This is a genomic window from Ruegeria pomeroyi DSS-3, from assembly GCF_000011965.2.
GTDB lineage: Bacteria > Pseudomonadota > Alphaproteobacteria > Rhodobacterales > Rhodobacteraceae > Ruegeria_B > Ruegeria_B pomeroyi.
In genome coordinates, this window is record NC_003911.12 from 3,212,006 (window position 1) to 3,236,390 (window position 24,385).

The window sequence follows — 24,385 nt, forward strand, 5'->3', positions numbered from 1 at the left end:
AGTTGGGCCGGGCGCGCCGCCGACGCGGCGCGCCCGGCGCCCCTTGACCTCTGCCGCGTTTGACCGCAGCGTCGCGGAATGTTCCCGATCCGCGATCACAACCCCTCGGGCCGTACGCCCTATGTCGTCTACCTGCTGCTGGCGGCCAATATCGCGATCTTCCTGGCCACGCTCGGCATCATGGACGATCCCCGCCTGATCGGCAGGTTTTACTATGACTATGCGATCATCCCCGCCCGTATCTCGGACGGGGACGGATGGCAGACGCTGGTCACCTCGATCTTTCTGCATGGCGGCTGGATGCATCTGGGCGGCAACATGCTGTTTCTGTGGATCTTTGGCGACAATCTGGAAGACGAGATGGGGCATCTGGGCTTTGCGCTTTTCTATCTTGCCGCAGGCATTGGCGCCGGACTGATCCATGTGCTGAGCGGGCCGGGGTCGATGGTGCCGACCATCGGCGCCTCGGGCGCGATTGCCGGAGTGATGGGAGGGTATCTGCTGCTGTTCCCCCGTGCGCGGGTCGATATCCTGCTGATCCTGTTCGTCTATTTCCGCATTTTCACGATCCCGGCCTTTGTGATGCTGGGGGCCTGGCTTGGATTCCAGTTCCTGGGCGGGTTCAGTTCCGATCCCGATACCGGCGGTGTCGCCTATTGGGCGCATACTGGCGGGTTTGCGGTTGGGTTGGTTCTGACGCTACCGCTGTGGTTGAAGCGTGGCGGACGCGGATTCTGGCAGTGTACCGACGGCCACCCGCCACATCCCGAGCAGAAGTACCGCCTGTCGCCCAGCCGAATCCCGAAGATACCGCGCAGCTAAAAGGCGCGAATGCAAAAACCCGGCCATCGGCCGGGTGCAAGATTTTTCGACGAAAAATCTCTGCCGCGGCTCAGCCGCGGATCACCTTGGCGAAAGGATCGAAGATATTGCCATTGGCGCAGATCACCTCGCCGCTGTCGAGGATCGAGTCCTCGGGATCGAGCGCCTCGATCAGGCCGCCGGCCTCCTTGACGATGATGATGCCCGCCGCCACATCCCAGGCATTGAGGCGCCGTTCCCAGAAGCCTTCGTAGCGGCCCGCCGCCACATAGGCCATGTCGAGCGCGGCCGAGCCCCAGCGCCGCACACCGGCGCAAACCGGCATCAGCCGCGCCAGATCCTGCAGCGTCAACGGCAGGTCGGCACGCCCGCCAAAGGGCAGGCCGGTGGCAAAAACCGCCTCGATCATCCGATGCCGACCCGAGACGCGGATGCGCTGGTCGTTCATCCAGGCGCCTTCGCCCTTTTCGGCAAAGAACATCTCGTCCTTGGCGGCGTCATAGATGACACCCGCGACAACCTTGCCCTTGTGCTCGAGCGCGATGGAGATCGCCCAATGCGGCAGGCCGTGCAGGAAGTTGGTGGTGCCGTCCAGCGGATCGACGATCCAGCGCCGGGTCGGGTCCTCGCCCTCCTCGACGCCACCTTCCTCGGCAATCCAGCCATAAGTCGGGCGGGCATTGCGCAGCTCTTCCTTGAGGATCGCCTCGGCGGCGATATCGGCCTTGGACACGAAATCACCCGCGCCCTTCATCGACACCTGCAGGTTCTCGACCTCGCGGAAGTCCTTCACCAGCGACCGGCCTGCCTTGCGGGCGGCCTTGATCATGATGTTGAGGTTCGCACTGCCAATCATCGGGGAGCTCCTGTTCGGTCAAGCCGCGCGTATACTCGTGCAGACACGGCTTGCCAAGGGGCTGCATGTGCAAGGCGGATACCGTACCGGCGCATGGCGCGGCGTCATGGGAACGTCACGGTTTGCAGCGCCGGTGCCGCACCCTAGACTGGTTGGGCATAAAGGAGCTTTCCCATGACCGACCGCATGTATCGCATCGCCCTGGCCAGCCGCCCGACCGGCGCGCCCGAGGCCGCCAATTTCTCGCTCGAAGAGGCGCCCGTTCCCACCCCCGGCCCCGGAGAGGTGCTGGTGCGCGTCCATTACATGTCGCTGGATCCGTACATGCGGGGCCGGATGGACGATGCCAAATCCTATGCCGCGCCGGTACCGATCGGCGGCACGATGGAGGCCGGCGGCGTGGGCGAGGTGATCGCCTCGAACGATCCGGGGTTTGCGCCCGGCGATTTTGCATTCGGCATGTTCGGCTGGGCCACCCATGGGGTGCAGCCGGGCAAGATGCTGCGCAAGATCGACCCCAAGGTGATGCCGATCACCACCGCGCTGGGGGTGCTGGGCATGCCGGGGTTCACCGGCTGGTTCGGGCTGATGGAACATGGCCGGCCCAAGGCGGGCGAAACCCTGGTGGTGGCTGCGGCCACCGGGCCAGTAGGGTCGATGGTGGGACAGGTTGCCCGCCTGGCCGGGTTGCGCACGGTGGGCGTCGCGGGGGGCGCCGACAAGTGCCGCATCGCCACCGAAACATTCGGCTTTGACGCCTGTCTCGATCACCGCGCCTATGACAGCGCCGCCGATCTGCGCCGGGCGCTGGCCGCAGAATGCCCGGACGGGATCGACATCTATTTCGAGAATGTCGGCGGCAAGGTGTTGGAGGCCGTGCTGCCGCTGATGAACAATTTCGGCCGTATCCCCGTTTGCGGCATGATCAGCTGGTACAATGCCGGCGGTCTGGGCGCAGGTGCATCGGATCCGGGGCTGACCGGCCCTGCGATCTGGCGCTCGATCCTGGTGAAGTTCCTTTCGGTCAACGGGTTCATCATCTCGAACCATTTCGACCGTTACCCTGCCTTCCTGGCCGAGATCGCTCCGAAACTGGCCAGCGGCGAGATCCGCTATCTCGAGGATGTGGCAGAAGGGCTGGAAAACGCGCCTGCCGCCTTCATGGCCATGCTCAGGGGCGGCAATACCGGCAAACAGATCGTCAAACTGATCTGACCCTATCCGGGCTGCGCTTTGGGTCTTTGCCCCGAGAGACCGAAGCGCAGCATCCATAAATTGCAAATTTGAACGATTCTCTACCACAGGATGTGATCCCGGTCACATCCCCATCCTCCTTTTCCTGTCATCGTGCCCCTGCTCGCACCCAGATTTGAGCGAGCGCAAAGTCTAAAGTTCAAGTCAATTTGGGCAGCGGCATTGCCGTTTCGCGCCCGGAACCGGAGGAAGAAACATGACGACATATCACGAGTTTTCCCAGGAAGACATCCAACACATCATCGATGCCGGTCAGGCCCACCATGACAGCGTGAACCTCAAAGCGATGGGGCCGTCCGATGCGATGCTGCACGCCTCGCCGCTGGTGTTGGGCGAGACCTGCATCTCGGTCACGGTCGAAAATCACTCGGTCTGCCTGAACCTGCCGATCATCGATAAGAAGATCTGCTTTCCGATCCCGGTGTCGGTCCCCAACGGCACCGCAGCCAAGGCCTGTCTGAAGATCTGCACGACCATCGGCATCCCGACCGGTGTCTGCGTCACGATCTCGGCTCTGGGCATGCAGATCGTGCATCAATGCTTCGGCAAGTGCTGAGCCAGTAGCGTCAAACGGGGCCTTGTCCTGGACAAGGCCCCTCTACCGGCTTTGCAGCTTGCGCGCCTCGCTGCGCGCCAGCGTAACCAGTTCCTGAACGAATGGCTTTTCCAGATCTTCGCTGCGCACCGCCGCGTAAAGCCGCCGGGTGATACCCGTCTCGGTCAGGGGGCGGGTGACATAGTCCGAGCTGTATTTCACCTCGCGCACCACCCAGTCGGGCAAGACCGACACGCCCCGGTTCGACGCCACCAGCAGCAGGATCACCGCCGTCAGCTCCACCTGGCGCACTTGCGCCGGTTCCACCCGCGCCGGGATCAGCAACTGGCTGAACACGTCCAGCCGCGTGCGCTCCACCGGATAGGTGATCAGCGTCTCACCCCGGAAATCCTCGGCCTCGACCCAGGGTTTGGCTGCCAGCGGATGGGTCGAGGCAGCGACAAAGACCGCGTTGTAATCGAAAAGCTCGACAAACTCGACACCGGCGATCTCTTCGGGGTCCGAGGACACCACCAGATCCACCTCTTCCTTTTGCAGTGCGGGCAGCGCGTCAAAGGCAAGTCCGGGGCGGATATCCACATCCACATCCGGCCAGTTCTTGCGAAAGGCCTCGAGCACCGGAAACAGCCATTCGAAACAGGCATGACATTCGATGGCGATATGCATCCGCCCCGAACGGCCATCGCGCAGCGACGAGAACTCGGCCTGCATCGCCTCGACCTGGGGCAGGATCTGTTCGGCCAGCCGCAGCAGGCGCATCCCCGCCGCCGACAGTTTCATCGGCTTCGAGCGGCGCACGAACAGCTCCACCCCGGCCTGATCCTCCAACCCCTTGATCTGATGGCTCAAGGCCGACTGGGTGATGTTCAGTTGATCGGCGGCACGGGCCAGCCCGCCGCAATCATGGATCGCCTTGATGGTCCGCAAATGCCGGAATTCGATATGCATCCTAAAGTATCACTCATGTTGTTCTTGAGTATTATGAAGTTGTCTCACAATGCTGCGAGTGCGACAAGAGGCGAAACACCGCCCCTTGCGCAGGATGACCGCCCAAATGACCGCCCCTCAGATCTCCTTCGAATTCTTCCCGCCGAAAAACCTCGAAGCCTCGTTCCGGCTGTGGGATACGGTGCAGGTGCTGGCGCCGCTGGCGCCCCGTTTCGTCTCGGTCACCTATGGCGCCGGCGGCACCACCCGCGAGCTGACCCGCGATGCGGTGGCCACGCTGCACAAATCCTCGGGCCTCAACGTGGCCGCGCATCTGACCTGCGTTCAGGCCAGCCGCGAGGAAACCCTCGCCATTGCCGACAGTTTTGCCCAGGCCGGTGTCACCGACATCGTCGCCCTGCGCGGCGACCCGCCTCAGGGCGAGGGCCGCTTCACGCCCCATCCCGGTGGATTTGCCAATTCGGTGGAATTGATCCAAGCCCTGGCCGAAACCGGCAAATTCGCCATCAGGGTCGGCGCCTACCCGGACATCCACCCCGAAGCCAGCAACGCCCAGGCCGATATCGACTGGTTGAAGGCCAAGCTGGACGCAGGGGCGGATGAGGCGCTGACCCAGTTCTTCTTCGAGGCGGAAACCTTCTTCCGCTTCCGCGACGCCTGCGCCAAGGCGGGCATCGACAAGCAGATCACGCCCGGCATCCTGCCGATTGAGAACTGGAAGGGCGCGCGCAACTTCGCCCGCCGCTGCGGCACCCACATCCCGGCCTGGGTCGAGGACGCCTTTGACAAGGCCACCCGCGACGGGCGCGAGGACCTGCTGGCCACCGCCATCTGCACCGAGCTCTGCTCGGAGCTGATCGAGGGCGACGTCGACAAGCTGCATTTCTACACGCTGAACCGCCCCGAACTGACCCGCGATGTTTGCCACGCCCTTGGCGTCACGCCCAAGGTGGCCCTCCAGAACGTCGCGTAACGGTTGAGCATCTCGCACCCCCTGATAGCGTTCCTGCGACCCTGACCCGGAGGAACGCGCCATGACTTTCGCCAACGGACCCGAAGAGCTGCTGGGACCGGCAGACATGGCCCATATGTCGGGCCTCGACTTCATGCAGGGCATTCTGGACGGGCGCCTGCCCGCGCCCCCCATCGCCCGCACCATGGGGTATCATTTGCATTCGGTCGACATGGGGCGCGTCGCCTTTCGCGGCACCCCGACCTTCGATGTCTGCAACCCGCTGGGCGCGGTACATGGCGGCTGGTACGGCACCCTGCTCGACAGTGCGATGGCCTGCGCGGTGCAGACAATGGTGCCGCAGGGCGCCGCCTATACGACGCTGGAATACAAGATCAACATAATCCGCGCGATCCCGACAGGAACCGAGGTCGAATGCACCGGTATCGCCGATCATGTGGGCCGTTCCACTGGCGTCGCCCATGGCGAAATCCGCGGCGTCACCGATAATCGCCTCTATGCGACCGGATCGACAACCTGCATCGTCCTGAACCTGCCGCGCGGTTGAATTCGAGTATTTCCGACCAGAAAGAAGCAGCAGGTCCTGCCCTTCATTTCGCTGCAGATACTCCCGCCGGTGGCGTCCGCCCCATCAACCGGGCCCCGGATCGAACACCGGATGCAACCGCGCAACAGACGCCCGCCCGAGGCGGCGGCACGCCGCCGAGATATCGTCTTGCGCCGCAGGCGCGCAATCTGGCAGCGGCCCGCTCAGCCGAAACTGCGAGAGCGCAGGTAGGGGGCCGGCAGGCCCTCGGGCAGCGTGTCGCCGATCACACTTTCATGCAACCGCTCGCTGGGGTCGCGACCCACGGTACGGGCCGAGCGCAGCAGGAAAATCTTGCCCCAACCACTCCAGGTACCGACCGATGGCGCGTTGGGGTCGGTGGGAAAGCGCGCGTGCCAGTCCTTGGGCAGCGGCAAGCCCAGATGTTCGGCGCGTTCCAGCATCCAGACCAGCGAGAGATTGGCCAGCGGCCGGGCACGCTCATCCCCGCCCAACTGCCCGCCCACATCGCCATGGGTGCCCCGGAACCACACCTGCTCCACATGGCCACGAAACTCGGGCTTGCAGTCCCACAGGATGGGCTCGAACACGTTGCGCGTTTCGTTCAGCGCCAGCGCGTGATAGCCATGGCGCACGCTGCGGCCCAGGTGGTGACTGTGAAAGGCGTGCCGCTGTTCCGACAGGCGCCACAGCACCGGCAACCGCAGGCCCAGCGCCTTGACCGTGTCCCAGACCCCGACCATTTCGATCATGACATCCCGGTGACAGTAGAGGTCGCGAAACACCTGTGCATGCGGTCCCTGGACGTCGCATTCGTAATGGCGATAGGCCTGCCGGATATTGCGCACGGTGGCATGTTCGGCCTTTAACAGCCCCACCATGTCGATCACCCCGGCCAGGCTGCGCACCGCATAGGCACCGCGCGAATACCCGATCAGGAAAATACGATCCCCGGGCCGATAGCGCGAGGCGAGATAGCCATAGGCCCGGCGGATCTGGCGGTTCAGCCCGCGGCCCATCATCACGTCTGGCGTGGTGCGCCAGCTGGTCCATTGCACACCCGCCTCGTAGAAGACCGAAACCCGCGCGCCCATCTCGCACATCAGCCGATAGGTCTGGCCCGCATGGGTCTCGCGCCCCGGCTCCAGCGTCGACATGGTCCCGTCGAGGATGATCACATGGGTTTGCGGTCCGCGCTGGCGCACCTCGCCCGAATGGGCGGCGCTGAGCGGCCGCCCGAGCCATCCCAGGAGCTTCCTACTCAGCCGCGACAGGTTCAGCATTCAGCATTTCCCATAGCCTGAGGGGGGTAAAGGGCATATCGGCCTGCCGCACCCCCCGATCCCAGATCGCATCCTGCACCGCGTTCGCCACCGCGGCCAATGCACCGACCGTACCGGCCTCGCCAGAGCCTTTCATCCCCATGGGATTGGCAGTCGACGGAACCGGCACCGAGGTGAATCCGATGATGGGAACCTCATGTGCCCGCGGCAAGGCATAATCCATGAACGTTGCCGTGAGCAGTTGTCCCTCACCGTCATGCACCACATGTTCGCAAAGCGCCTGACCGATCCCCTGCGCCACCCCGCCATGCACCTGCCCCTCGGCCAGCAAGGGGTTGATCAGGTTGCCGAAATCGTCCCAGACCCGGTAGCGGTCCACATGGGCCTGGCCGGTTTCGGGGTCGATCACGATCTCGGCAAGATGGGCGCCGTTGGGATAGGAGCGCCCCGGCAGTTTGGCCCGCGCCGCATGGCGCAACAGGTCGGACCGCCCATCGGCCCGCGCCATCGCAGCGGCCTCCAGCAGCGAGGGGGTCAGGTTCGATCCCGGCGCGCGGAATGTCTCGTGGTCGAAATGCACCGCCTCGGGCGCCACCCCCATCTTGTCGGCCAGATAGGGGGTAAAGGCCGCCACCATCGTGTCGACCGTCGTCAATGTCGCATTGGTCTGCACCGTCACAGAGCGCGAGCCGCCGGTGCCGCCGCCCTGGGCAATCCGGTCGCTGTCGCCCTGCACCACCCGGATTCGATCCATCGGCAGGCCGGTCTGGTCGGACAGAAACCGGGCATAGACGGTTTCGTGCCCCTGTCCGTTCGATTGCGTGCCCACCATCAGATCCACGGTGTCATCCTCGTTGAAAGCGATCTCTGCGCCTTCGGAAGGATCGCCCAGAATGCTTTCGATATAGTAACACAGCCCGATGCCGCGCAGCAGGCCACGTTTGGCATCGGCGGCGCGGCGCGCGGCAAAACCCTGCGCCTCGGCCTCGGCCAGCCGCAACAGGCGGTCGAACTCGCCCACGTCATAGGTTTCACCGGTCGCGGTCTGGTAGGGAAAGGCCTCGGCCCGGATGAAGTTGCGCCGCCGGATCTCCCAGGGGCTGACCCCCAGGTCACGCGCGGCCCGGTCCATGACCCGTTCCAGCACATAGATCGCCTCGGGCCGGCCCGCCCCGCGATAGGCATCGACCTGGGTCGTGTTGGTGTAATAGCCCTCGACCTGCAACCATGCGGTCTGGATATCGTAGACCCCGGTCAACACGCGCGAGAACAGCTGTGTCTGGATCGCCTGGCCAAAATGGCTGTTATAGGCACCCAGGTTACAACGGGTGCGGACCCGGTAGGCGGTGATGCGCAGATCGGCGTCAAAGGCCAGCTCCGCCAGCGAAGTCAGGTCGCGGCCGTGATTGTCGGACAGCATCGCCTCGGTCCGGTCCGAGATCCAGCGCACCGGGCGGTTCAGCACCCGTGCCGCATGGGCGACGGTGAAATATTCGGGGTATGGCATCGCCTTCATGCCGAACCCGCCGCCCACATCGGGGGTGGTGACACGCAGCGCCTCGGGGTCGATCCCCAGCTTCTCGGCCAATTGCGCCTTCATCCCCCAGACGCCCTGCCCGCCATAAGCGAAATGCAGCCGCCCCTCGGCCATCTCGGCATAGCAGCCGCGCGGCTCCATCGAATTTGCGATGATCCGGTTGTCATCGACCCGCAGCGAGACCACATGCGCAGCACTGGCAAAGGCGACCTCGGTCGCGGCCTCATCCCCCAGCCCCCAGTCAAAGGCGCGATTGTCGGGGGCCTCGGGGTGGATCGCCGGGCCGCCGGGCACCGGTTTCGTCACCACCGGTAGATCGCGGATATCCATGCCCATCGCCTCGATCGCGTCGCGGGCCTGATCGGCGGTTTCGGCCACCACCATGGCCACCGGCTCACCCACAAAGCGCACATGATCTCGCGCCAGCATCGGCCGTTCCGGCGCCGCGCCCTGGCTGCCGTCGCGATTGGCCATGGTGGTGCCGCTCAGCCCTACCTTGACCCCTGCCGCCTCGAGATCGGCAAGCGTAAGGACCAGATGCACGCCCGCCATCTGGCGGGCGGCGCCCAGGTCCAGATCAAGGATTTCGCCATGCGCCACCGGCGAGCGAAAGAACATCGCCACCAGCGCATCACCCGGTGCCGCATCACCGATGTAACGCCCCTGACCGGTCAGAAAGCGATGGTCCTCGACCCGGGTAACCGGTTGGCTCTTGCCGAATTTTTCCATTGGGTTCCCTTTCGCTGCCTGCCTGCCTCACCCGAGACTAGCCTGACCTCCGGGCTTGTCCAGCCGTCCCGCCGCGGCACAGGCATGCACATGCTGAGACCTGGACGGATCGACATGCGCAAGCGCATGGATTTGTATCAGCAAAAGGCGTATAAGCCCGCATGTCCAGTTGGAACTCGGATGCGTGCTTCCCTTTTATCGCCCCGCTGAGCGGCGGGGGGGAGAGCCGCCATGATGTCCATGTCAAAGGCTCTGGCCCGCCCATCCTGGTGTTGCAGGAGCTGCCCGGGATCGGCCCCGAGACGCTGGCGCTGGCCGATCGACTGGTCGCGGCGGGGTTTACCGTCTACCTGCCGCATCTCTTCGGCACGTTCGGCAAGACCACCCCCCTGCGCAACATGGCCCGCCTGTTCTGTGTCCGACGCGAGTTCAACATGTTCCTCAAGGGCCGGCAAAGCCCGGTTGCCACCTGGATGCGGGCCCTTGCCCGCCACATCCGCGAGCGCGAAAACGCCGCCGGGATCGGCGTGATCGGCATGTGCCTGACCGGCAGTTTCGCCCTGACCCTGATGGCCGATGACGCGGTCCTGGGCGCGGTTGCCAGCCAGCCCGCCCTGCCCCTGTTCGGCGGCGATGCCCTGCATATGGATGCTGAGGACATCGCCGCGGCGCGCGCCGGCATGTCCGCCAGGGGTCCGGCGCTGGCACTGCGGTATCGGGGGGACAAGATGGCCCCGGCGCGGCTGATGCGGAACCTTGAAACCACCTTTGGCGACGGGCTGGACACCGTCGAATACCCCGGCAACCAACATTCCCTTCTGACGCTGCATTTCCACCAACCGGCCTATACGCGGGTCGAGGCCTATTTCCGCGAACGGGCTGGGCGCCTGACCGGGACCCGCGCCCAGATGATCAAGAAGCCACGAGCGGAACTGCCGCGCGGGCCTGCGCAGGCGCGCGCGCTCTTCGCAGACAAGATGATAGCGTTCCAACCCCGGCGCCTCGACGCCAGGCAGGCAGCGCACCAGCCCATGCCGCGCCATCAGCATGTCGCTGGCAGGTGCGCGCGCCAGCGCCAGCCCCACCCCCTCGGCCGCCAGCGCCGCCGCCATCACCGTGTTGTCGACAAACAGGAACTGCCCCGCCGCCGGTGACAGGCGCAGCGCCTCGAAGAGGCGCAACCACCCCGCCCGATGGGCCGAAACATCAATCAACCGATGCCGCAACAGATCCTCCGGACGGGTGATCCCAGCCGCCAGATCGGGATGCGCCACGGGATAGAGCCGCTCGCCCATCAGATCGTCGGCCTGCCCCCCGAACAGCGCCGGGTTGCCGAACACGATCTGCATATCCGCCACCGAGCCCTGGAAATCGGCCACGTCATTGCCGGTGCTCAGCCGCAGGTCGATACCTGGATGCGCCGCCATAAACCCGCCCAGCGCGGGCGCCAGCACGCCTTGCGCAAACAGCAGGATCGAGCGGACATAAACGATCTGCTCGCCCCCAGCCCCGAACAGCCCCGCCGTCGTCGTCTCCAGCATCAGCAGCGACTGCTGCACGCCCGGCAGATAGGCCCGGCCCGTTTCGGTCAACACCACCGAATGCGCACGCCGCTCGAACAAGGCCGCGCCAAGGTGCCCCTCCAGCGCCTTGACCTGCTGGCTGACGGCCGCCGCCGACATGTTCAGCTGCGCCCCCGCCCGGGCAAAGCTCTGCGTGCGCGCCGCCGCCTCGAAGACACGCAACCAGTTGAGCGAGGGGATCCGCGATACCATGCGCACAAGGCTAAGCTGAACTTATGCTGACCGGCAAGACTTACCGTTCTGAGCCCGGCCTCTGCACCGCTACCCTCCAGCACAGCGAACAGACGGAGACACCGATGCCCAACCCGATCCCGACCGACCAAGGCCGCCTTTCGACCACCCAAACCGCGCAGTATTGGCAGGATGGTTTCCTGCACCCGCTCCGGGTGATGTCCGAAGGTGAGGCCGCCACCCTGCGCGCCGAACTAGAACAGATCGAACGCGACTGGCTCGCCGCCGACCTGCCGCTGCCGCTCAACATGTACAAGCGCGTGAATGCCCATGTGGTGATGCCGCTCGCCGCCCGCATCGCCCGCGACCCGCGCATCCTCGACCTGGTTGAAGGTGTACTTGGCCCCGACCTCCTGGTCTGGTCGGCCGAATTCTTCATCAAGGAACCGCGCACCACCCATGTGGTCGGCATGCACCAGGACCTGACGTATTGGGGCATGGGTGAAACCCCCGATCAGGTCACCGCCTGGCTGGCGCTGTCACCCGCGACGGTGGAAAGCGGCTGCATGGATTTTGTGGCGGGCAGCCACAAGAACCCGATCCTGCCGCATACCGATACCTATTCCGAACACAACCTTCTGTCGCGCGGGCAGGAGATTGCCGTCGACGTGGCCGAGACCGACAAAACTCATATAGAACTCGCGCCGGGACAGATGTCGCTGCACCACGGGCTGACCATCCACGGCTCCGGCCCCAACCGCTCGGACGACCGCCGCATCGGCATGGCGATCCGCTATCTTAACCCAAATGCCCGCCAACTGGTGGCCGAGCGCGACTATGCCATGCCCGCGCGCGGCACAGACAGTTCGGGCAATTTCATCCCTGTCGAAGCACCCGCACGCCTCTTCGCCCCCGAGGCGCTGGCGCTTTACGAGCGCATCCGCGCGGATCAGGCCAAGGCCCTGGCCCAGGGCGCCAGCAGCGCGGTGCCGCTGTACCAGACAACCGGATAAACCCCCAGCGGTGCATCCGGACCCAGGGGTGCGCCGTTTGAGTATTTGTGACCAGAAAGAAGCAGGAAACGAAGCGCCCCGATCCGGCGGCCGTCCGTCCGCAAGGGGATAATCCTGCCGCGGGATGGGGGCGGCTTCTTCCTGGTGCGGTCATCGGCTCTCCAGACTGTACCGCTCTCCCAGCCTGTGGCGATTCCGGTTAACAAAGACTTGCCGCTTCTTTCTGGTCAAAAATACTCATTTCCGACCCCTCCACCCGCGATCCGGCCCGAAGCAACAAGAAAACATGACCAGCCGCCTTTTCCTTCGCCCCGCCATTGGGTAATTGATGCCTCGATAGACCGAAGGGATCCCCACGATGGCGATGGAAAAGACATTCGACGCGGCCGAGGCCGAGGCCCGCATCACCAAGGCCTGGGAAGAGGCCGGCGCCTTCAAGGCGGGCGCCAACCGTTCGCGTGACGAAAGCTTCACCATCATGATCCCGCCGCCCAACGTCACGGGCGCGCTGCATGTGGGCCATGCGTTCAACAACACGCTCCAGGACATCCTGACCCGCTGGCACCGGATGCGCGGTTTCGACACGCTCTGGCAGCCCGGTCAGGACCATGCGGGCATCGCCACCCAGATGCAGGTGGAAAAGATGCTGGCCGCCACCCAGCAACCCTCGCGCCGCGAACTGGGCCGCGAGGAATTCCTCAAGAAGGTCTGGGAGTGGAAGGGCCAGTACGGCGGTACCATCGTCGAACAGTTGAAGCGCCTCGGCGCCTCCTGCGACTGGTCGCGCAATGCCTTCACCATGGCGGGCGCCGCCGGCGACCCGCGCACCGGCCATGAAAATTCGCCGAATTTTCATGATGCGGTGATCAAGGTCTTTGTCGACATGTACAACAAGGGCCTGATCTATCGCGGCAAGCGGCTGGTCAACTGGGACCCGCATTTCGAGACCGCGATCTCGGACCTCGAGGTCGAGAATATCGAGGTCGCGGGCCATATGTGGCATTTCAAATATCCGCTCGCGGGTGGCGCCACCTATACCTATGTGGAAAAGGACGAAGACGGCAACATCGTGCTCGAGGAAGAGCGCGACTATATCTCCATTGCCACCACCCGGCCCGAGACCATGCTGGGCGATGGTGCCGTGGCCGTGCACCCCTCGGACGAACGGTATGCGCCCATCGTGGGCAAACTCTGCGAAATCCCGGTCGGCCCCAAAGAGCACCGCCGCCAGATCCCGATCATCACCGATGAGTACCCGGACAAGAATTTCGGCTCGGGCGCGGTCAAGATCACCGGCGCGCATGACTTCAACGACTATGCGGTGGCCAAGCGCGGCGGCATCCCGCTCTACCGCCTGATGGACACGCGCGGCCAGATGCGCGCCGATGGCGCGCCTTACGCCGCCGAGGCGGGCAAGGCGCAGGACTATGCGCGCGGGCGGGCGTTCACCGAAAACGAGATCGACGTGATCAACCTGGTCCCCGACCACCTGCGCGGCCTCGACCGGTTCGAGGCACGGGCGAAAGTGGTGGACGAAATCACCAGCGAAGGCCTCGCCGTGATGACCGTGGCCTCCGACCCGCGTCTGGGCACCACCGCGTTGAAACCCGGCGCCGAGGGGGCGGATGCCATCGTGCCGCTGGTCGAGGCGAAGCCCATCATGCAGCCCTTCGGTGATCGCTCCAAGGTGGTGATCGAGCCGATGCTGACCGACCAGTGGTTCGTCGACGCCGAAAAGGTCGTGGGCCCCGCGCTGGACGCGGTGCGAGACGGCACGGTCAAGATCATCCCTGAATCGGGCGAAAAGACCTATTACCACTGGCTGGAAAACATCGAGCCCTGGTGCATCTCGCGCCAGCTGTGGTGGGGGCACCAGATCCCGGTCTGGTATGGGCCGAATAGAGATGATCTGGGCGCTTCATATAAAGCGTTTTGTGCCGCAAGCGAGCAGGACGCGCTTTTGCTCGCTCAAAACTACTATGGCGCGAACGTCGAAGTGGATTTTGACTCAGGTCCCGAGGAACTTTCCGGAGGAATTGCCTTCGGAACGATTGAGGGTCCGGGGGGGCAAAAGACACTGCAAAGCGTTTCTCTAACACGCGACCCCGACGTGCTCGACACCTGGTTCTCCTCCGGCCTCTGGCCCATCGGCACGCTGGGCTGGCCCGAGGATACCGACGAGATGCGCCGGTACTTCCCGACCTCGGTCCTGATCACCGGCTTCGATATCCTGTTCTTCTGGGTCGCCCGGATGATGATGATGCAGCTGGCCGTGGTCGATCAGGTGCCGTTCCACACCGTCTATCTGCACCAGCTCGTCCGCGACGAGAAGGGCAAGAAGATGTCCAAGACCACCGGCAATGTCATCGACCCGCTGGAGATCGTCGACGAATTCGGCGCCGACGCATTGCGCTTTACCAACGCCTCGATGGCGGCGATTGGCGGGGTGCTGAAACTGTCGAAAGAGCGGATCACCGGCTATCGCAACTTCACCACCAAGCTGTGGAACGCCATCCGTTTTGCCGAGATGAACGAGGTCTTTACCGACGCCGTGCCGCAGCTGAGCGCCGCCGAGCTGGCGCCCAAGGCCGCCGTCAACCGCTGGATCATCGGCGAAACCGCCCGTGTGCGCGAAGAGGTGGACGCGGCGCTGGACAGCTATCGCTTCAACGACGCGGCCAACGCGCTTTACGCCTTTGTCTGGGGCAAGGTCTGTGACTGGTACGTGGAACTGTCCAAACCGCTGTTGCAGGGCGAAGACACCGAGGCCCAGGCCGAGACCCGCGCCACGATGCGCTGGGTGATGGATCAGTGCCTGGTCCTGCTGCACCCGATCATGCCCTTCATCACCGAAGAGCTTTGGGGGCTGACCGCCGAGCGGGCCAAGATGCTGGTGCATGCCGACTGGCCCACCTACAAGGCCGCCGATCTGGTCGATGACGCCGCTGACCGCGAAATGAACTGGGTGATCTCGGTGATCGAGAACACCCGGTCCGCCCGCGCCCAGATGCGCGTGCCCGCTGGCCTCTATGTCCCTATGATCGTGACGGAAATCGACGATCACGGACAGGCCGCCTGGGACCGGAACGAGGCGCTGATCAAGCGTCTGGCGCGGATCGACAGCCTGACCAAGGCCGATGCGATGCCCAAGGGCTGCATCTCGATCGCCGCCCCCGGCGCGGCCTTTGGCCTGCCGCTGGCCGAGATCATCGACATCGGCGCCGAAAAGGACCGGCTGGAAAAGGCCAAGGGCAAGCTGGCCAAGGAGCTGGGCGGCCTGCGCGGACGTCTCAACAACCCCAAATTCGTGGAATCTGCTCCCGACGAGGTGGTTGAAGAGGCGCGCGAGAACCTTGCCGCCCGCGAAGAGGAAGAGGCGCGGCTGAACGAGGCGCTGGCGCGGCTGGCCGAACTCGGCTGATCCTGTCTCGGTGCCACAAGTGGCCATGAATACCCCCATCGGTGTCGCCACCGGTGGGGGTTTTTGTTATGCTGCCCGCATGCTGAACACATTGCGCAGCCTGATCGAACGCCAGATCCTCAAGGCCCGGGCCGAGGGCAAGCTCTCGGGTCTTGAGGGCGAGGGCAAACCCCTGCCCGACCGCAGCCAGGAGGCCTTGAGCGACCCGGCTGTTGCGGCCGGTTTCCGGATCATGGCGCAGGCCGGTGTGATCCCCGAGGAGTTCTCTGTGAAAAAGCAGCTCGATGACGCACGCGCGGCCTTTGCCCAGCTGAGCGACCCGGCAGAGCGCAAAGCGGCCATGGCACGGATCGCCGATCTCGAGATGCGCTACAACATGGCGCGTGACGCACGGCGCGCCTTTCTGAAATAGGATCACGCAAGTCGGAGTTATCCATGTATGATCGTCCGCAAGGGTGTAGGGCACTCAACGGGGGATCGGATCATGGAGCGTCGTCTCTGCGCCATTCTGGCCGCCGACATGGCAGGCTACAGCCGCCTGATGGAGCGCAACGAAACAGATGTTCTGAACCGTCAAAAGCTCTATCGGCGCGAGCTGATCGACCCGGCCATCGCGCAGGCCGGCGGCCAGATCGTCAAGACCACTGGCGACGGCATGCTGGCGCGCTTCGATACCGCGCAGGCAGCGTTGCGCTGCGCCCTGGAGATCCAACAGGCGATGCAGCAGCGCGAGGAGGATACCCCCCGTAAGGAGCGCATCCAGTATCGTATCGGTATCAACATCGGCGATATCGTCCTGGAAGACGGGGATATATTCGGCGACGCGGTCAATGTCGCCGCCCGGCTGGAAGCGATTTCCGAACCCGGCGCGATCTGCGTCTCGGATATCGTGCACCAGATAACCCAGGACCGTGTATCGGAGCCGTTCACCGATCTCGGCCTGCAAAAGGTCAAGAACATCACCCGCCCGATCCGGGTCTGGCAATGGGTGCCCGATGCCGACCGGGACCAGAGCCACGACCCGCAGCCCTCTCATGTCCAGCATGTCTCGTTCTGTATCGCAGGGGACGGCACGCAACTCGCCTGGGCCCGGGTCGGCAAGGGCCCAAGCGTCCTCAAGGCGCCGAACTGGCTCAACCATCTCGATTATGAATGGCGCAGCCCGCTCTGGGGGCCATTCCTGGAACAGATGTCACAGCGCTGCGATCTTGTCCGCTTCGATCAGCGCGGCAACGGGCTGTCGGACCGGGACCCTCACGAGATTTCCGAGGATGCGATGATCTCGGACATGCGCAGCATCGTCCAGGCGGCCGGACTGGACCGTTTCCTGTTGTTCGGCATTTCGCAAGGCTGCGCCTTTTCGGTCCGCTATGCCGCCGAAAACCCGGACAAGGTCGCGGGCCTGATCCTTGTCTCCGGCTATCTTCGCGGCTCGCTCAAACGCGGCTCGCCCGAGCAAGCGGCGATATCCGAGGCGACCAATGTCCTGATCCGCGAGGGTTGGGGCTCACCCAACCCGGCTTATCGGCACCTGTTCACCGAAAGCATGATGCCCGATGCCACCGAAGCGCAGAAAGCGGTCTTTGACGAATTGCAGCGCGTCTCGTGCTCGCCCGAGGTGGCAGCCCGGATCAACACGATGAACGCCACTGTCGATGTTTCGGGGTTTGCACCCCGCATCCGGGTACCGACGCTGGTGCTGCATTCCGAGGGAGACCGCCGCGTGCCTGTCGCCGAGGGGCGCCGGATGGCGGCAATGATCCCCGGCGCGCGCTTTGTCACCCTGCCCGGAAACAACCATGCGCTCATCGATAACTCACCCGCGTTGGACCTGTTCCTTTCAGAATTCTCGTCGTTTCTGGCAGAGATTGTCGAAAGCTGAGACAGAAGACTGGCGGATATCATCGCCACATCGCTCATAGTGAGCCTGCACACTTGCAGATCGCAACCGATGAGAACGGCCCATATTTTGAAGCTCAGCCCAATTCCTGAAAGGAATTGCTACAAATCCTCGGCGAGGATTTGTCTTCAGACTTTCGTGAAAGTCTGAGCCCGCTACTTGAAGACCGGTGCGCGCCCCTGCATCTGGGCGGCGATCACTTCCATCTGATCCGGCTTGCCGATCAGCTGCGCCTGTTCCTGCGATTCCGCCAGCAATACCTCTTCTCGGCTCATGGCTTCGGCCTGATCGATCAGACGCTTGGCCGAACGGATGGCCGAGGGGCTTTTGCCCGCGATCTCTTGCGCCAGCGCTGTGGCCTCGGCCAGTGGATCGTCGGCCAGGTCGGTCACCAGCCCCCATTCAGCGGCCTTTTCGGCACCGATCGGGCGGGCAGTATAGGTCAGCAGGCGCAGCACATCCGAGCGCACCAGCTGCGGCAGCAGCACCATGCCCCCCATATCCGGGATCAGGCCCCATTTCATTTCCAGCACCGACAGGCGAGTATCGGGGGCGGCGATGCGGATATCGGCGCCCAGGGCGATCTGCAAACCACCGCCGTAAACCGCGCCATGCAGCGCCGCGATTACCGGTACCGGCACCCGGCGCCAGACCATCGCCACCTCCTGGAAATCGTTGGTGTCGCCATGGCTGCGCGGCATCAGCATCTCGACCGGGTCTTGCCCGGCAAAGGCCGCGAAATTCGCCACATCAAGCCCCGCGCAGAAGCTTTTGCCCTCGCCCGACAGCACCACCGCACGCGCATCCGAGGCCGCAACCTCTTGTCCCGCCGCGATAATTGCCTGAAACATCGCCTGATCCAGCGCATTCATCTTGTCTCCCCGGGTCAGGGTGACAAATGCGACATGGTCCTTGTATTCGACGGATACGCGCGCCATCGGGGCCTCCATTCCTGTTTCGCAACAGACTGCCCGCTCTCGCTCCGTCACGCCAGCCCGACGTGGGGGCAGATCAGCGAAGGTCGGCCGAGTCCATGCGGGCAAAACCGGGGCTGTCGAGCGTCATGACATAGAACCGCGCGCCCACCTGCTTGCCGCCGGTGGTGATGCCCAGCCGGCCATCCGGGTCCTGCACCGTGCGCAGGATGCGCCCCGTGCCGTCGAACTGGATCAGCATGCCGCGATGGATCGGCGCGGGCCGCACCTTGGGGCCAAGCCGCCAGACCACCTTGCGCAGGAAGGGATAGGGCATCAGCGCCTCGGCGGGCACCCGCGGGCTGGCGAAGGCCAGCCAATAAGTGCCGTCGCCCTGCGCCTCGATGTTGTCGGGATAGCCCGGCAGGTTGTCGAGGAAAACCTCGCTCTGGCCCGCCTTGTCTCCCGTCAGCCACAGCCGGTGCACGCGTGCGCGCCCGGTCTCGTTGATCAGCAGGAAATCCTCGTCCGGCGACAGGGCAACACCGTTGGTATAGACGAAACCAGTCGCGATCTTCTCGACCCTGCCATCGGGGGTGCGCCGGGCGACATAGCCGGTATCGGACTGCTCCCAGACAGTCATGACCGAGGTGGGCTTGGTCCCGCCCAGCGTCCTGGGGTCGAACCGGTCGGTCGAGTTCGAGAAATAGATGGTGCCATCGCGCCCCAGATCCAGCTGGTTGGCATAGATCACCGGCGCGCCGTCGATCTGATCGACCACGGTCTCGACCTCGCCGGGCGCGGTCCAGCGCAGGATGCCCCGGAAACTGTCAGCGATGTAAAGCGCGCCATCCGGACCCGCCTTGAGGCCCAGCGGACGCCCGCCCAGCCGGTCGACCAGCTGTGGCACAGCGCCGTCGATGCGATAGAGATTGCCCGCCAGCGAGGTCGTATAGACCGTGCCGTCGGGCATCACGGCCAGATCCTCGGGGCCGATTTCACCATCGGGCAGGGTCACGAACTCGGCGCGGTCGAGCACCCGATTCTCGGCAAAATCGCCGGTAAATCCGGGGGTCTCGGGCGGGTGATAGGCCACTGGCGCCACCGGGATCGGCCAGAACAGAAGATAGCCAAACAGGGCAAGCAACAGGATCAGGACATAACGCATGGGCACCTCTGTGTTTTCGCGCGCACCATGCGAGGCGAGCGCGCCAAAGGCAAGTCTTGCCCGGCGCCCCGCCTTGCGCTTATGTGGCGCGCATGACCGGACCACGCTATACCCCGCTTGCCCAATCGCTGCCCGCCACCGTGCCCTTTGTCGGCCCCGAGACGCAGGAGCGTCAGCGCGGCGCGCCCTTTGCCGCGCGGCTGGGCGCGAACGAGAATATCTTTGGCCCCTCGCCCCGCGCCATCGAAGCGATGCAGCGTGCGGCGGCTGAAATCTGGATGTATGGCGACCCGGAAAACCACGACCTGCGCGCCGCACTGGCGACGCATCACGGGGTGCGCCCCGAGAATATCGTGGTGGGCGAAGGCATCGACGGGCTGTTGGGCTATCTGGTGCGTCTGATGGTGGGTCCGGGCGATGCGGTGGTCACCTCCGAAGGGGCCTATCCCACCTTCAACTATCACGTGGCGGGCTTTGGCGGGGTGCTGCACAAGGTGCCCTATGCGGGCGATCACGAGGATCCGCAGGCACTGTTCGCCAAGGCGGCTGAGGTGGGGGCCAAGCTGGTCTACCTTGCCAATCCCGACAACCCGATGGGCAGCTGGCTGACGGGCGCCGATATCGTGGCCGCGATGCAGGCGCTGCCCGAAGATACGCTGTTGGTGCTGGACGAGGCCTATGTGGAATGCGCGCCCGAATGCACCGCCGTTCAGGTGGATCTGGATGATCCGCGCCTGATCCGCATGCGCACCTTCTCCAAGGCCTATGGCATGGCGGGAGCACGGGTGGGCTATGCGCTTGGCGCGCCGGAGCTGATCGCCGCCTTCAACAAGGTACGCAATCATTTCGGCATGAACCGCGCAGCCCAGGCCGGGGCACTGGCGGCGCTGGCCGATGGTGGCTGGCTGACCCATGTGCAGGAACAGATCGCAGCCGCGCGCACCCGTCTGGGTGAAATCGCGCGCGAGAACGGGCTGACACCACTGCCCTCGGCCACCAATTTCGTGACCATCGACTGCGGCAGTGACGGCAACTTTGCAAAGTGCGTGCTGGATAACCTGGTTTCATCGGGCATTTTTGTGCGGATGCCCTTTGCCGAGCCGCAAAATCGCTGCATCCGGGTCAGCTGCGGACCCAAGGCCGATCTGGACGCCTTTGCCGCTGCCCTGCCCGGCGCCCTGGCGGCGGCGCGGAGCTGATCGCAACGGATTTACCTGACTTTTTGCCGGTATGGCCTAAAATGCGGATGATGGATGATCGCCGCATCGGGCGCGCGCCCGACTATACCGTCCCGGCCCTGGTGATGCTGGGGGTGAACCTGACCTGGATCCTGGTGCTGGTCTGGGCGCTTTGGGGGTTTGCCGCCGCATTGCTGCTGGCGGCACTCGTTCACCATGTCATCACCCGGCTTGCAACGCGGGCACGCTGAGCCGCACTCAGCCCGCCGCGAGGACCTCGGCCGCGGCCTCCAGGGCGCCTTTACCACAAGGCACATCCAGCGCGCGCAGCCCCGCCTCGACCCCGCCAAGCAGGCCCATCACCATCTGCCCGTTCAGATGCCCCATATGACCCAGGCGGAAGAACTTGTCATAGGCCGGGTCACCCGGCGCGGCCATGCCCAACCCGATGCCCAGCGTCAGGCCCAGATTGGTCTCGGTCCATTGGCGCAGCGCCGTGCCCTTGCCGCTGTCCAGCCGCAAGGCAGTCACCGCATGGCTGCGATGGGCCGGGTCGGCAACGTTCAGAACCAGATCGCCCCCCTCGGCCCAGACCGAACAGGCAGCCCAGATCGCCCGCGCCAGCACCGCGTGACGGGCCCAGACATGTTCGATCCCCTCGGCGTGGATCATGTCGAGCGCGGTGCGCAGCCCATAGAGATGATGCGTCGGCGCGGTGCCATCGAAATACTGGTAGAAATCGGTTGGGTTGGCGCGCGGCACCCAGTCCCAATAGCGCGAAACGCGTGGCATGGATGCCCGTTTTGCCGCCGCCCTTTCATTGAAGAAGACAAAACCCACCCCCGGAGGCACCATCAGCCCCTTTTGGCTGGCGGTGACCGTCACATCAACGCCCCAGCCATCCATCTCGAACACGTCGCACCCCAGCGAGGCGATGCAATCGGCCATCAGCAAAGCAGGATGTCCCAGCGCATCGAGAACCGCGCGCAGCCCGGCGATGTCATTGCGGATCGAGCTCGAGGTATCCACATGCACCGCCAGCACCGCCTTGATCCGGTGCGCCGTATCTGCCTTGAGCGCCTCGGCGATCCGATCCATGTCCCAGGGCGCGGATTTGCCAAAGTCGATGACCTGGCATTCGGCGCCCAGCCCCTCGGCCATCTCGGCCCAACCATGCGCGAACCGCCCCGAAGCCGGCACCAGCACCACCTCGCCCGGCGCGATCACGTTGGACAGTGCCGCCTCCCAGGCGCCATGACCGTTGCAGATATAGATGGTCGCGTGATGGGCCGTCCGTACCACCCGGCGCAGATCGGCCATCAGACCGGGCATCATGTCGACCAACTCGCCGGCATAGATATTGGGCGCCGCGCGATGCATGGCGCGCAGCACCGCGTCCGGCATCACCGAAGGCCCCGGAATCGCCAGATAGCCGCGCCCCTGCGCCAGAGAGATATTGCCTGTCATGGGTTTACCCGTTTCGTGAAGTCGCGCACAGCCTAGCCCGCGCCCGGGCGGCGTCAATCCGTGCCGCGACCTCGGTCTCGGAGAATCTGCATCCATGTCTTCACAAGCCCGAGACCGCCCCGAACACTTGCACCCTGCCCGCCACCTGCTTAAATGGGCCGGTCATGGTTTCTATCCTGCCCCCTCTCCCCCACATGAAGGCCGAAAGATGAGCGCTAAACCGATGTCCTCGCGCGAGCTGGTGGGCTGGCTCTGGCAGAATTATCTAAAAAGCCGGATGGGCCTCTTGGGCGTGGCCTTTCTGTTCATGCTGCTCGAAGGTTCGATGGTCGGCGCGATCAGCTACATGATGCAGCCGATGTTCGACGAGATCTTCGTCAACGGCAATGGCGATGCGCTGGTCTGGGTCAGCCTCGCCTTTCTGGTGATCTTCTCGCTGCGGGGCATGGCCAGCGTCGGGCAAAAGGTGCTGCTGGCGCGCATCTCGCAGGAAACCGCCGCTCATCTGCGCTTCGACCTGCTCAAACGGCTGATCCAGCAGGATACCGCCTTTCACCAGACCCATCCGCCCGGCTTCCTGATCCAGCGGGTGCAGGTGGATGTTGGCTCGGTCAATCAGGTCTGGCAGGTGATCATCACCGGCGCGGGCAAGGACCTGGTCTCGCTGGTGGTGCTGATCGGGGTGGCGATCAATGTCGATCTGATCTGGACGCTGGTCATGCTGGTGGGCGTGCCGATCGCGTTTCTGCCGATTGCGGCGGCACAACGATATGTGCGCAAGAAGGCCGCAATGGCGCGCGACCAGGGCGCGACGCTGGCGACCCGGCTGGACGAGATTTTCCACGGCATCGTGCCGATCAAGCTGAACGCGCTGGAGCGCTATCAGCTGGACCGGTTCGACGGCCATATGAAGACCTATGTCCGCTCCGAGGTGCGCGCCTCGTTCGGGACCGCCTCGATCACCGGTTTGGTGGATGTGATGGCGGGCCTGGGTTTCATGGGCGTGCTGCTTTATGGCGGCGCCGAGATCATCGCCGGGGAAAAGAGCGTTGGTCAGTTCATGAGCTTCTTCACCGCCATCGGGCTCAGCTTTGACCCGATGCGGCGACTGGCCTCGATCTCGGGCACCTGGCAGGCGGCGGCGGCGGCGCTGGAGCGGATCAAGGATCTGCTCGACGCGCCGATCCTGCTGCTGTCGCCGCCCAAACCGGTGGCCGCACCCTCGGGCCTGCCGGCGATCCGGCTTCAGGATGTCTCGCTCTCCTATGGCGACGCGCAGGTGCTGCGCAACCTGTCGCTGACGGCCGAGGCCGGCAAGACCACCGCGCTTGTGGGCGCATCGGGGGCGGGAAAATCGACCATTTTCAACCTGCTCACCCGGCTCGTCGACCCGCAATCGGGCGCCGTCACCGTGGGCGACGTTGCGGTCGAGAAGATGTCGCTCGAAAAACTGCGCAGTCTGTTCTCGGTGGTCACGCAAGAGGCGCTTCTGTTCGACGAAACCCTGCGCGAAAACATCCTGCTGGGGCGCACCGATGTCAGCGAGGCACGGCTGCAAGAGGTGCTGGATGCCGCCCATGTGTCGGATTTCCTGCCCAAGCTGGAACATGGGCTCGAAACTTTGGTGGGGCCGCGCGGCTCGGCCCTGTCGGGCGGACAGCGGCAACGGGTGGTGATCGCGCGCGCCCTGCTGCGCGACACGCCGATCCTGCTGCTGGACGAAGCGACCTCGGCGCTCGACGCGCAATCGGAAAAGGTGGTGCAGGCCGCGCTCGATCAACTGTCGGGCGGGCGCACGACCCTGGTCATCGCGCACCGGCTGTCGACCATCCGCAACGCCGACAAGATCGTGGTGATGGAGCGCGGCGAAGTGGTGGATCAGGGCAGCCATGAAGAGTTGCTGGCTCGCGGCGGCATCTATGCCGATCTTTACCGGCTGCAATTCGAAGGCGGCAAGGAACTGGTGGACCCGGTCGGCGTTGCTGCCCAGGAACGCCCCGGCACCGAAGAACCGCAACGCGCCTCGGCCTGGTACCGGCGGCTGATGTCACGCATCCTGGGCTAA

At 64.5% G+C, this 24,385-nt stretch carries 19 protein-coding genes and 2 pseudogenes; 13 read left to right on the top strand and 8 right to left on the bottom strand.

Annotated elements, in window-relative coordinates; genetic code table 11:
• Window positions 1–78 precede the first annotated feature (78 nt).
• Window positions 79–822: a rhomboid family intramembrane serine protease gene (locus SPO_RS15265; protein ID WP_011048705.1), complete on the top strand. Its 744-nt coding sequence runs from the start codon at window positions 79–81 to the stop codon at window positions 820–822.
• Between the two features lie 70 nt (window positions 823–892).
• Here SPO_RS15265 and SPO_RS15270 read toward each other — a convergent pair whose 3' ends face one another.
• Entirely contained in the window at window positions 893–1,678 is a 786-nt protein-coding gene (locus SPO_RS15270; protein ID WP_011048706.1) for an inositol monophosphatase family protein, read from the bottom strand.
• Between the two features lie 174 nt (window positions 1,679–1,852).
• Here SPO_RS15270 and SPO_RS15275 point away from each other — a divergent pair, with 174 nt between their 5' ends.
• Both SPO_RS15275 and SPO_RS15280 read left to right on the top strand, forming a co-directional pair.
• Window positions 1,853–2,893, top strand: a complete 1,041-nt coding sequence (locus SPO_RS15275) for an NADP-dependent oxidoreductase (RefSeq protein ID WP_011048707.1) — start codon at window positions 1,853–1,855, stop codon at window positions 2,891–2,893.
• A gap of 235 nt (window positions 2,894–3,128) precedes the next feature.
• Window positions 3,129–3,488: a hypothetical protein gene (locus tag SPO_RS15280; RefSeq protein ID WP_011048708.1), complete on the top strand. Its 360-nt coding sequence runs from the start codon at window positions 3,129–3,131 to the stop codon at window positions 3,486–3,488.
• A gap of 42 nt (window positions 3,489–3,530) precedes the next feature.
• On the opposite strand, the gene SPO_RS15285 is transcribed toward SPO_RS15280, so the two are convergent.
• Complete coding sequence (locus SPO_RS15285; RefSeq protein WP_011048709.1) at window positions 3,531–4,436, bottom strand: LysR family transcriptional regulator; 906 nt, start codon at window positions 4,434–4,436, stop codon at window positions 3,531–3,533.
• Between the two features lie 106 nt (window positions 4,437–4,542).
• Between SPO_RS15285 and metF the strand changes: the two genes are divergently transcribed.
• Both metF and SPO_RS15295 read left to right on the top strand, forming a co-directional pair.
• Window positions 4,543–5,409 carry a methylenetetrahydrofolate reductase [NAD(P)H] gene (gene metF, locus SPO_RS15290; RefSeq protein WP_044028631.1) on the top strand — a complete coding sequence of 289 codons (867 nt, stop codon included), beginning with the start codon at window positions 4,543–4,545 and terminating at the stop codon, window positions 5,407–5,409.
• Window positions 5,410–5,470: 61 nt separating this feature from the next.
• Window positions 5,471–5,956 (top strand): PaaI family thioesterase, encoded by a 486-nt coding sequence (locus tag SPO_RS15295; RefSeq protein ID WP_011048711.1) that lies wholly within the window; start codon window positions 5,471–5,473, stop codon window positions 5,954–5,956.
• Between the two features lie 203 nt (window positions 5,957–6,159).
• Here the strand turns inward: SPO_RS15295 and SPO_RS15300 are convergent, their stop codons facing one another.
• Together SPO_RS15300 and SPO_RS15305 are read right to left on the bottom strand one after the other, a co-directional pair.
• Complete coding sequence (locus tag SPO_RS15300; protein WP_011048712.1) at window positions 6,160–7,239, bottom strand: DUF2235 domain-containing protein; 1,080 nt, start codon at window positions 7,237–7,239, stop codon at window positions 6,160–6,162.
• Entirely contained in the window at window positions 7,214–9,505 is a 2,292-nt protein-coding gene (locus SPO_RS15305; RefSeq protein WP_011048713.1) for a xanthine dehydrogenase family protein molybdopterin-binding subunit, read from the bottom strand. Before SPO_RS15305 ends, SPO_RS15300 begins: the two co-directional genes overlap by 26 nt.
• A gap of 161 nt (window positions 9,506–9,666) precedes the next feature.
• On the opposite strand from SPO_RS15305, the pseudogene SPO_RS23520 reads away from it, so the two are divergent.
• A pseudogene (locus SPO_RS23520) lies at window positions 9,667–10,263 on the top strand (dienelactone hydrolase family protein); the annotation flags it as partial.
• 207 nt (window positions 10,264–10,470) lie between these two features.
• Here the strand turns inward: SPO_RS23520 and SPO_RS23525 are convergent.
• Window positions 10,471–11,280, bottom strand: a pseudogene (locus tag SPO_RS23525) (LysR family transcriptional regulator); the annotation flags it as partial.
• Between the two features lie 104 nt (window positions 11,281–11,384).
• Between SPO_RS23525 and SPO_RS15315 the strand changes: the two are divergent.
• The 4 genes from SPO_RS15315 (at window position 11,385) to SPO_RS15330 (ending at window position 17,575) form a co-directional block, all read left to right on the top strand.
• A complete protein-coding gene (locus SPO_RS15315) occupies window positions 11,385–12,272 on the top strand; it encodes a phytanoyl-CoA dioxygenase family protein (RefSeq protein ID WP_044029330.1) in 888 nt (295 codons plus the stop codon).
• 358 nt (window positions 12,273–12,630) lie between these two features.
• On the top strand, window positions 12,631–15,693 hold the full coding sequence (locus SPO_RS15320; RefSeq protein WP_011048716.1) for a valine--tRNA ligase: 3,063 nt from the start codon (window positions 12,631–12,633) through the stop codon (window positions 15,691–15,693).
• 79 nt (window positions 15,694–15,772) lie between these two features.
• Window positions 15,773–16,105 carry a DUF1992 domain-containing protein gene (locus SPO_RS15325; protein ID WP_044029331.1) on the top strand — a complete coding sequence of 111 codons (333 nt, stop codon included), beginning with the start codon at window positions 15,773–15,775 and terminating at the stop codon, window positions 16,103–16,105.
• A 72-nt stretch (window positions 16,106–16,177) separates the two neighbouring features.
• On the top strand, window positions 16,178–17,575 hold the full coding sequence (locus SPO_RS15330; RefSeq protein ID WP_011048718.1) for an alpha/beta fold hydrolase: 1,398 nt from the start codon (window positions 16,178–16,180) through the stop codon (window positions 17,573–17,575).
• Between the two features lie 173 nt (window positions 17,576–17,748).
• Here the strand turns inward: SPO_RS15330 and SPO_RS15335 are convergent, their stop codons facing one another.
• Complete coding sequence (locus SPO_RS15335; RefSeq protein WP_011048719.1) at window positions 17,749–18,531, bottom strand: crotonase/enoyl-CoA hydratase family protein; 783 nt, start codon at window positions 18,529–18,531, stop codon at window positions 17,749–17,751.
• A 73-nt stretch (window positions 18,532–18,604) separates the two neighbouring features.
• On the bottom strand, window positions 18,605–19,675 hold the full coding sequence (locus tag SPO_RS15340) for an SMP-30/gluconolactonase/LRE family protein (RefSeq protein WP_044028634.1): 1,071 nt from the start codon (window positions 19,673–19,675) through the stop codon (window positions 18,605–18,607).
• Between the two features lie 92 nt (window positions 19,676–19,767).
• Between SPO_RS15340 and SPO_RS15345 the strand changes: the two genes are divergently transcribed.
• Together SPO_RS15345 and SPO_RS15350 are read left to right on the top strand one after the other, a co-directional pair.
• Window positions 19,768–20,874 carry a pyridoxal phosphate-dependent aminotransferase gene (locus SPO_RS15345; protein ID WP_044028636.1) on the top strand — a complete coding sequence of 369 codons (1,107 nt, stop codon included), beginning with the start codon at window positions 19,768–19,770 and terminating at the stop codon, window positions 20,872–20,874.
• Window positions 20,875–20,924: 50 nt separating this feature from the next.
• Window positions 20,925–21,104 (top strand): hypothetical protein, encoded by a 180-nt coding sequence (locus tag SPO_RS15350; protein ID WP_044029332.1) that lies wholly within the window; start codon window positions 20,925–20,927, stop codon window positions 21,102–21,104.
• A 7-nt stretch (window positions 21,105–21,111) separates the two neighbouring features.
• Here the strand turns inward: SPO_RS15350 and SPO_RS15355 are convergent, their stop codons facing one another.
• Window positions 21,112–22,320 (bottom strand): pyridoxal-phosphate-dependent aminotransferase family protein, encoded by a 1,209-nt coding sequence (locus SPO_RS15355; RefSeq protein WP_011048723.1) that lies wholly within the window; start codon window positions 22,318–22,320, stop codon window positions 21,112–21,114.
• A gap of 208 nt (window positions 22,321–22,528) precedes the next feature.
• Between SPO_RS15355 and SPO_RS15360 the strand changes: the two genes are divergently transcribed.
• Window positions 22,529–24,385, top strand: a complete 1,857-nt coding sequence (locus SPO_RS15360; RefSeq protein WP_230981746.1) for an ABC transporter ATP-binding protein — start codon at window positions 22,529–22,531, stop codon at window positions 24,383–24,385.

Bases quoted from the DNA above. Each gene is read 5' to 3' on its own strand.
- SPO_RS15265 (WP_011048705.1), top strand. From the start codon at position 79: ATGTTCCCGATCCGCGATCACAACCCCTCGGGCCGTACGCCCTATGTC.
- SPO_RS15270 (WP_011048706.1), bottom strand. From the start codon at position 1,678: ATGATTGGCAGTGCGAACCTCAACATCATGATCAAGGCCGCCCGCAAG.
- SPO_RS15275 (WP_011048707.1), top strand. From the start codon at position 1,853: ATGACCGACCGCATGTATCGCATCGCCCTGGCCAGCCGCCCGACCGGC.
- SPO_RS15280 (WP_011048708.1), top strand. From the start codon at position 3,129: ATGACGACATATCACGAGTTTTCCCAGGAAGACATCCAACACATCATC.
- SPO_RS15285 (WP_011048709.1), bottom strand. From the start codon at position 4,436: ATGCATATCGAATTCCGGCATTTGCGGACCATCAAGGCGATCCATGAT.
- metF (WP_044028631.1), top strand. From the start codon at position 4,543: ATGACCGCCCCTCAGATCTCCTTCGAATTCTTCCCGCCGAAAAACCTC.
- SPO_RS15295 (WP_011048711.1), top strand. From the start codon at position 5,471: ATGACTTTCGCCAACGGACCCGAAGAGCTGCTGGGACCGGCAGACATG.
- SPO_RS15300 (WP_011048712.1), bottom strand. From the start codon at position 7,239: ATGCTGAACCTGTCGCGGCTGAGTAGGAAGCTCCTGGGATGGCTCGGG.
- SPO_RS15305 (WP_011048713.1), bottom strand. From the start codon at position 9,505: ATGGAAAAATTCGGCAAGAGCCAACCGGTTACCCGGGTCGAGGACCAT.
- SPO_RS15315 (WP_044029330.1), top strand. From the start codon at position 11,385: ATGCCCAACCCGATCCCGACCGACCAAGGCCGCCTTTCGACCACCCAA.
- SPO_RS15320 (WP_011048716.1), top strand. From the start codon at position 12,631: ATGGCGATGGAAAAGACATTCGACGCGGCCGAGGCCGAGGCCCGCATC.
- SPO_RS15325 (WP_044029331.1), top strand. From the start codon at position 15,773: ATGCTGAACACATTGCGCAGCCTGATCGAACGCCAGATCCTCAAGGCC.
- SPO_RS15330 (WP_011048718.1), top strand. From the start codon at position 16,178: ATGGAGCGTCGTCTCTGCGCCATTCTGGCCGCCGACATGGCAGGCTAC.
- SPO_RS15335 (WP_011048719.1), bottom strand. From the start codon at position 18,531: ATGGCGCGCGTATCCGTCGAATACAAGGACCATGTCGCATTTGTCACC.
- SPO_RS15340 (WP_044028634.1), bottom strand. From the start codon at position 19,675: ATGCGTTATGTCCTGATCCTGTTGCTTGCCCTGTTTGGCTATCTTCTG.
- SPO_RS15345 (WP_044028636.1), top strand. From the start codon at position 19,768: ATGACCGGACCACGCTATACCCCGCTTGCCCAATCGCTGCCCGCCACC.
- SPO_RS15350 (WP_044029332.1), top strand. From the start codon at position 20,925: ATGGATGATCGCCGCATCGGGCGCGCGCCCGACTATACCGTCCCGGCC.
- SPO_RS15355 (WP_011048723.1), bottom strand. From the start codon at position 22,320: ATGACAGGCAATATCTCTCTGGCGCAGGGGCGCGGCTATCTGGCGATT.
- SPO_RS15360 (WP_230981746.1), top strand. From the start codon at position 22,529: ATGAGCGCTAAACCGATGTCCTCGCGCGAGCTGGTGGGCTGGCTCTGG.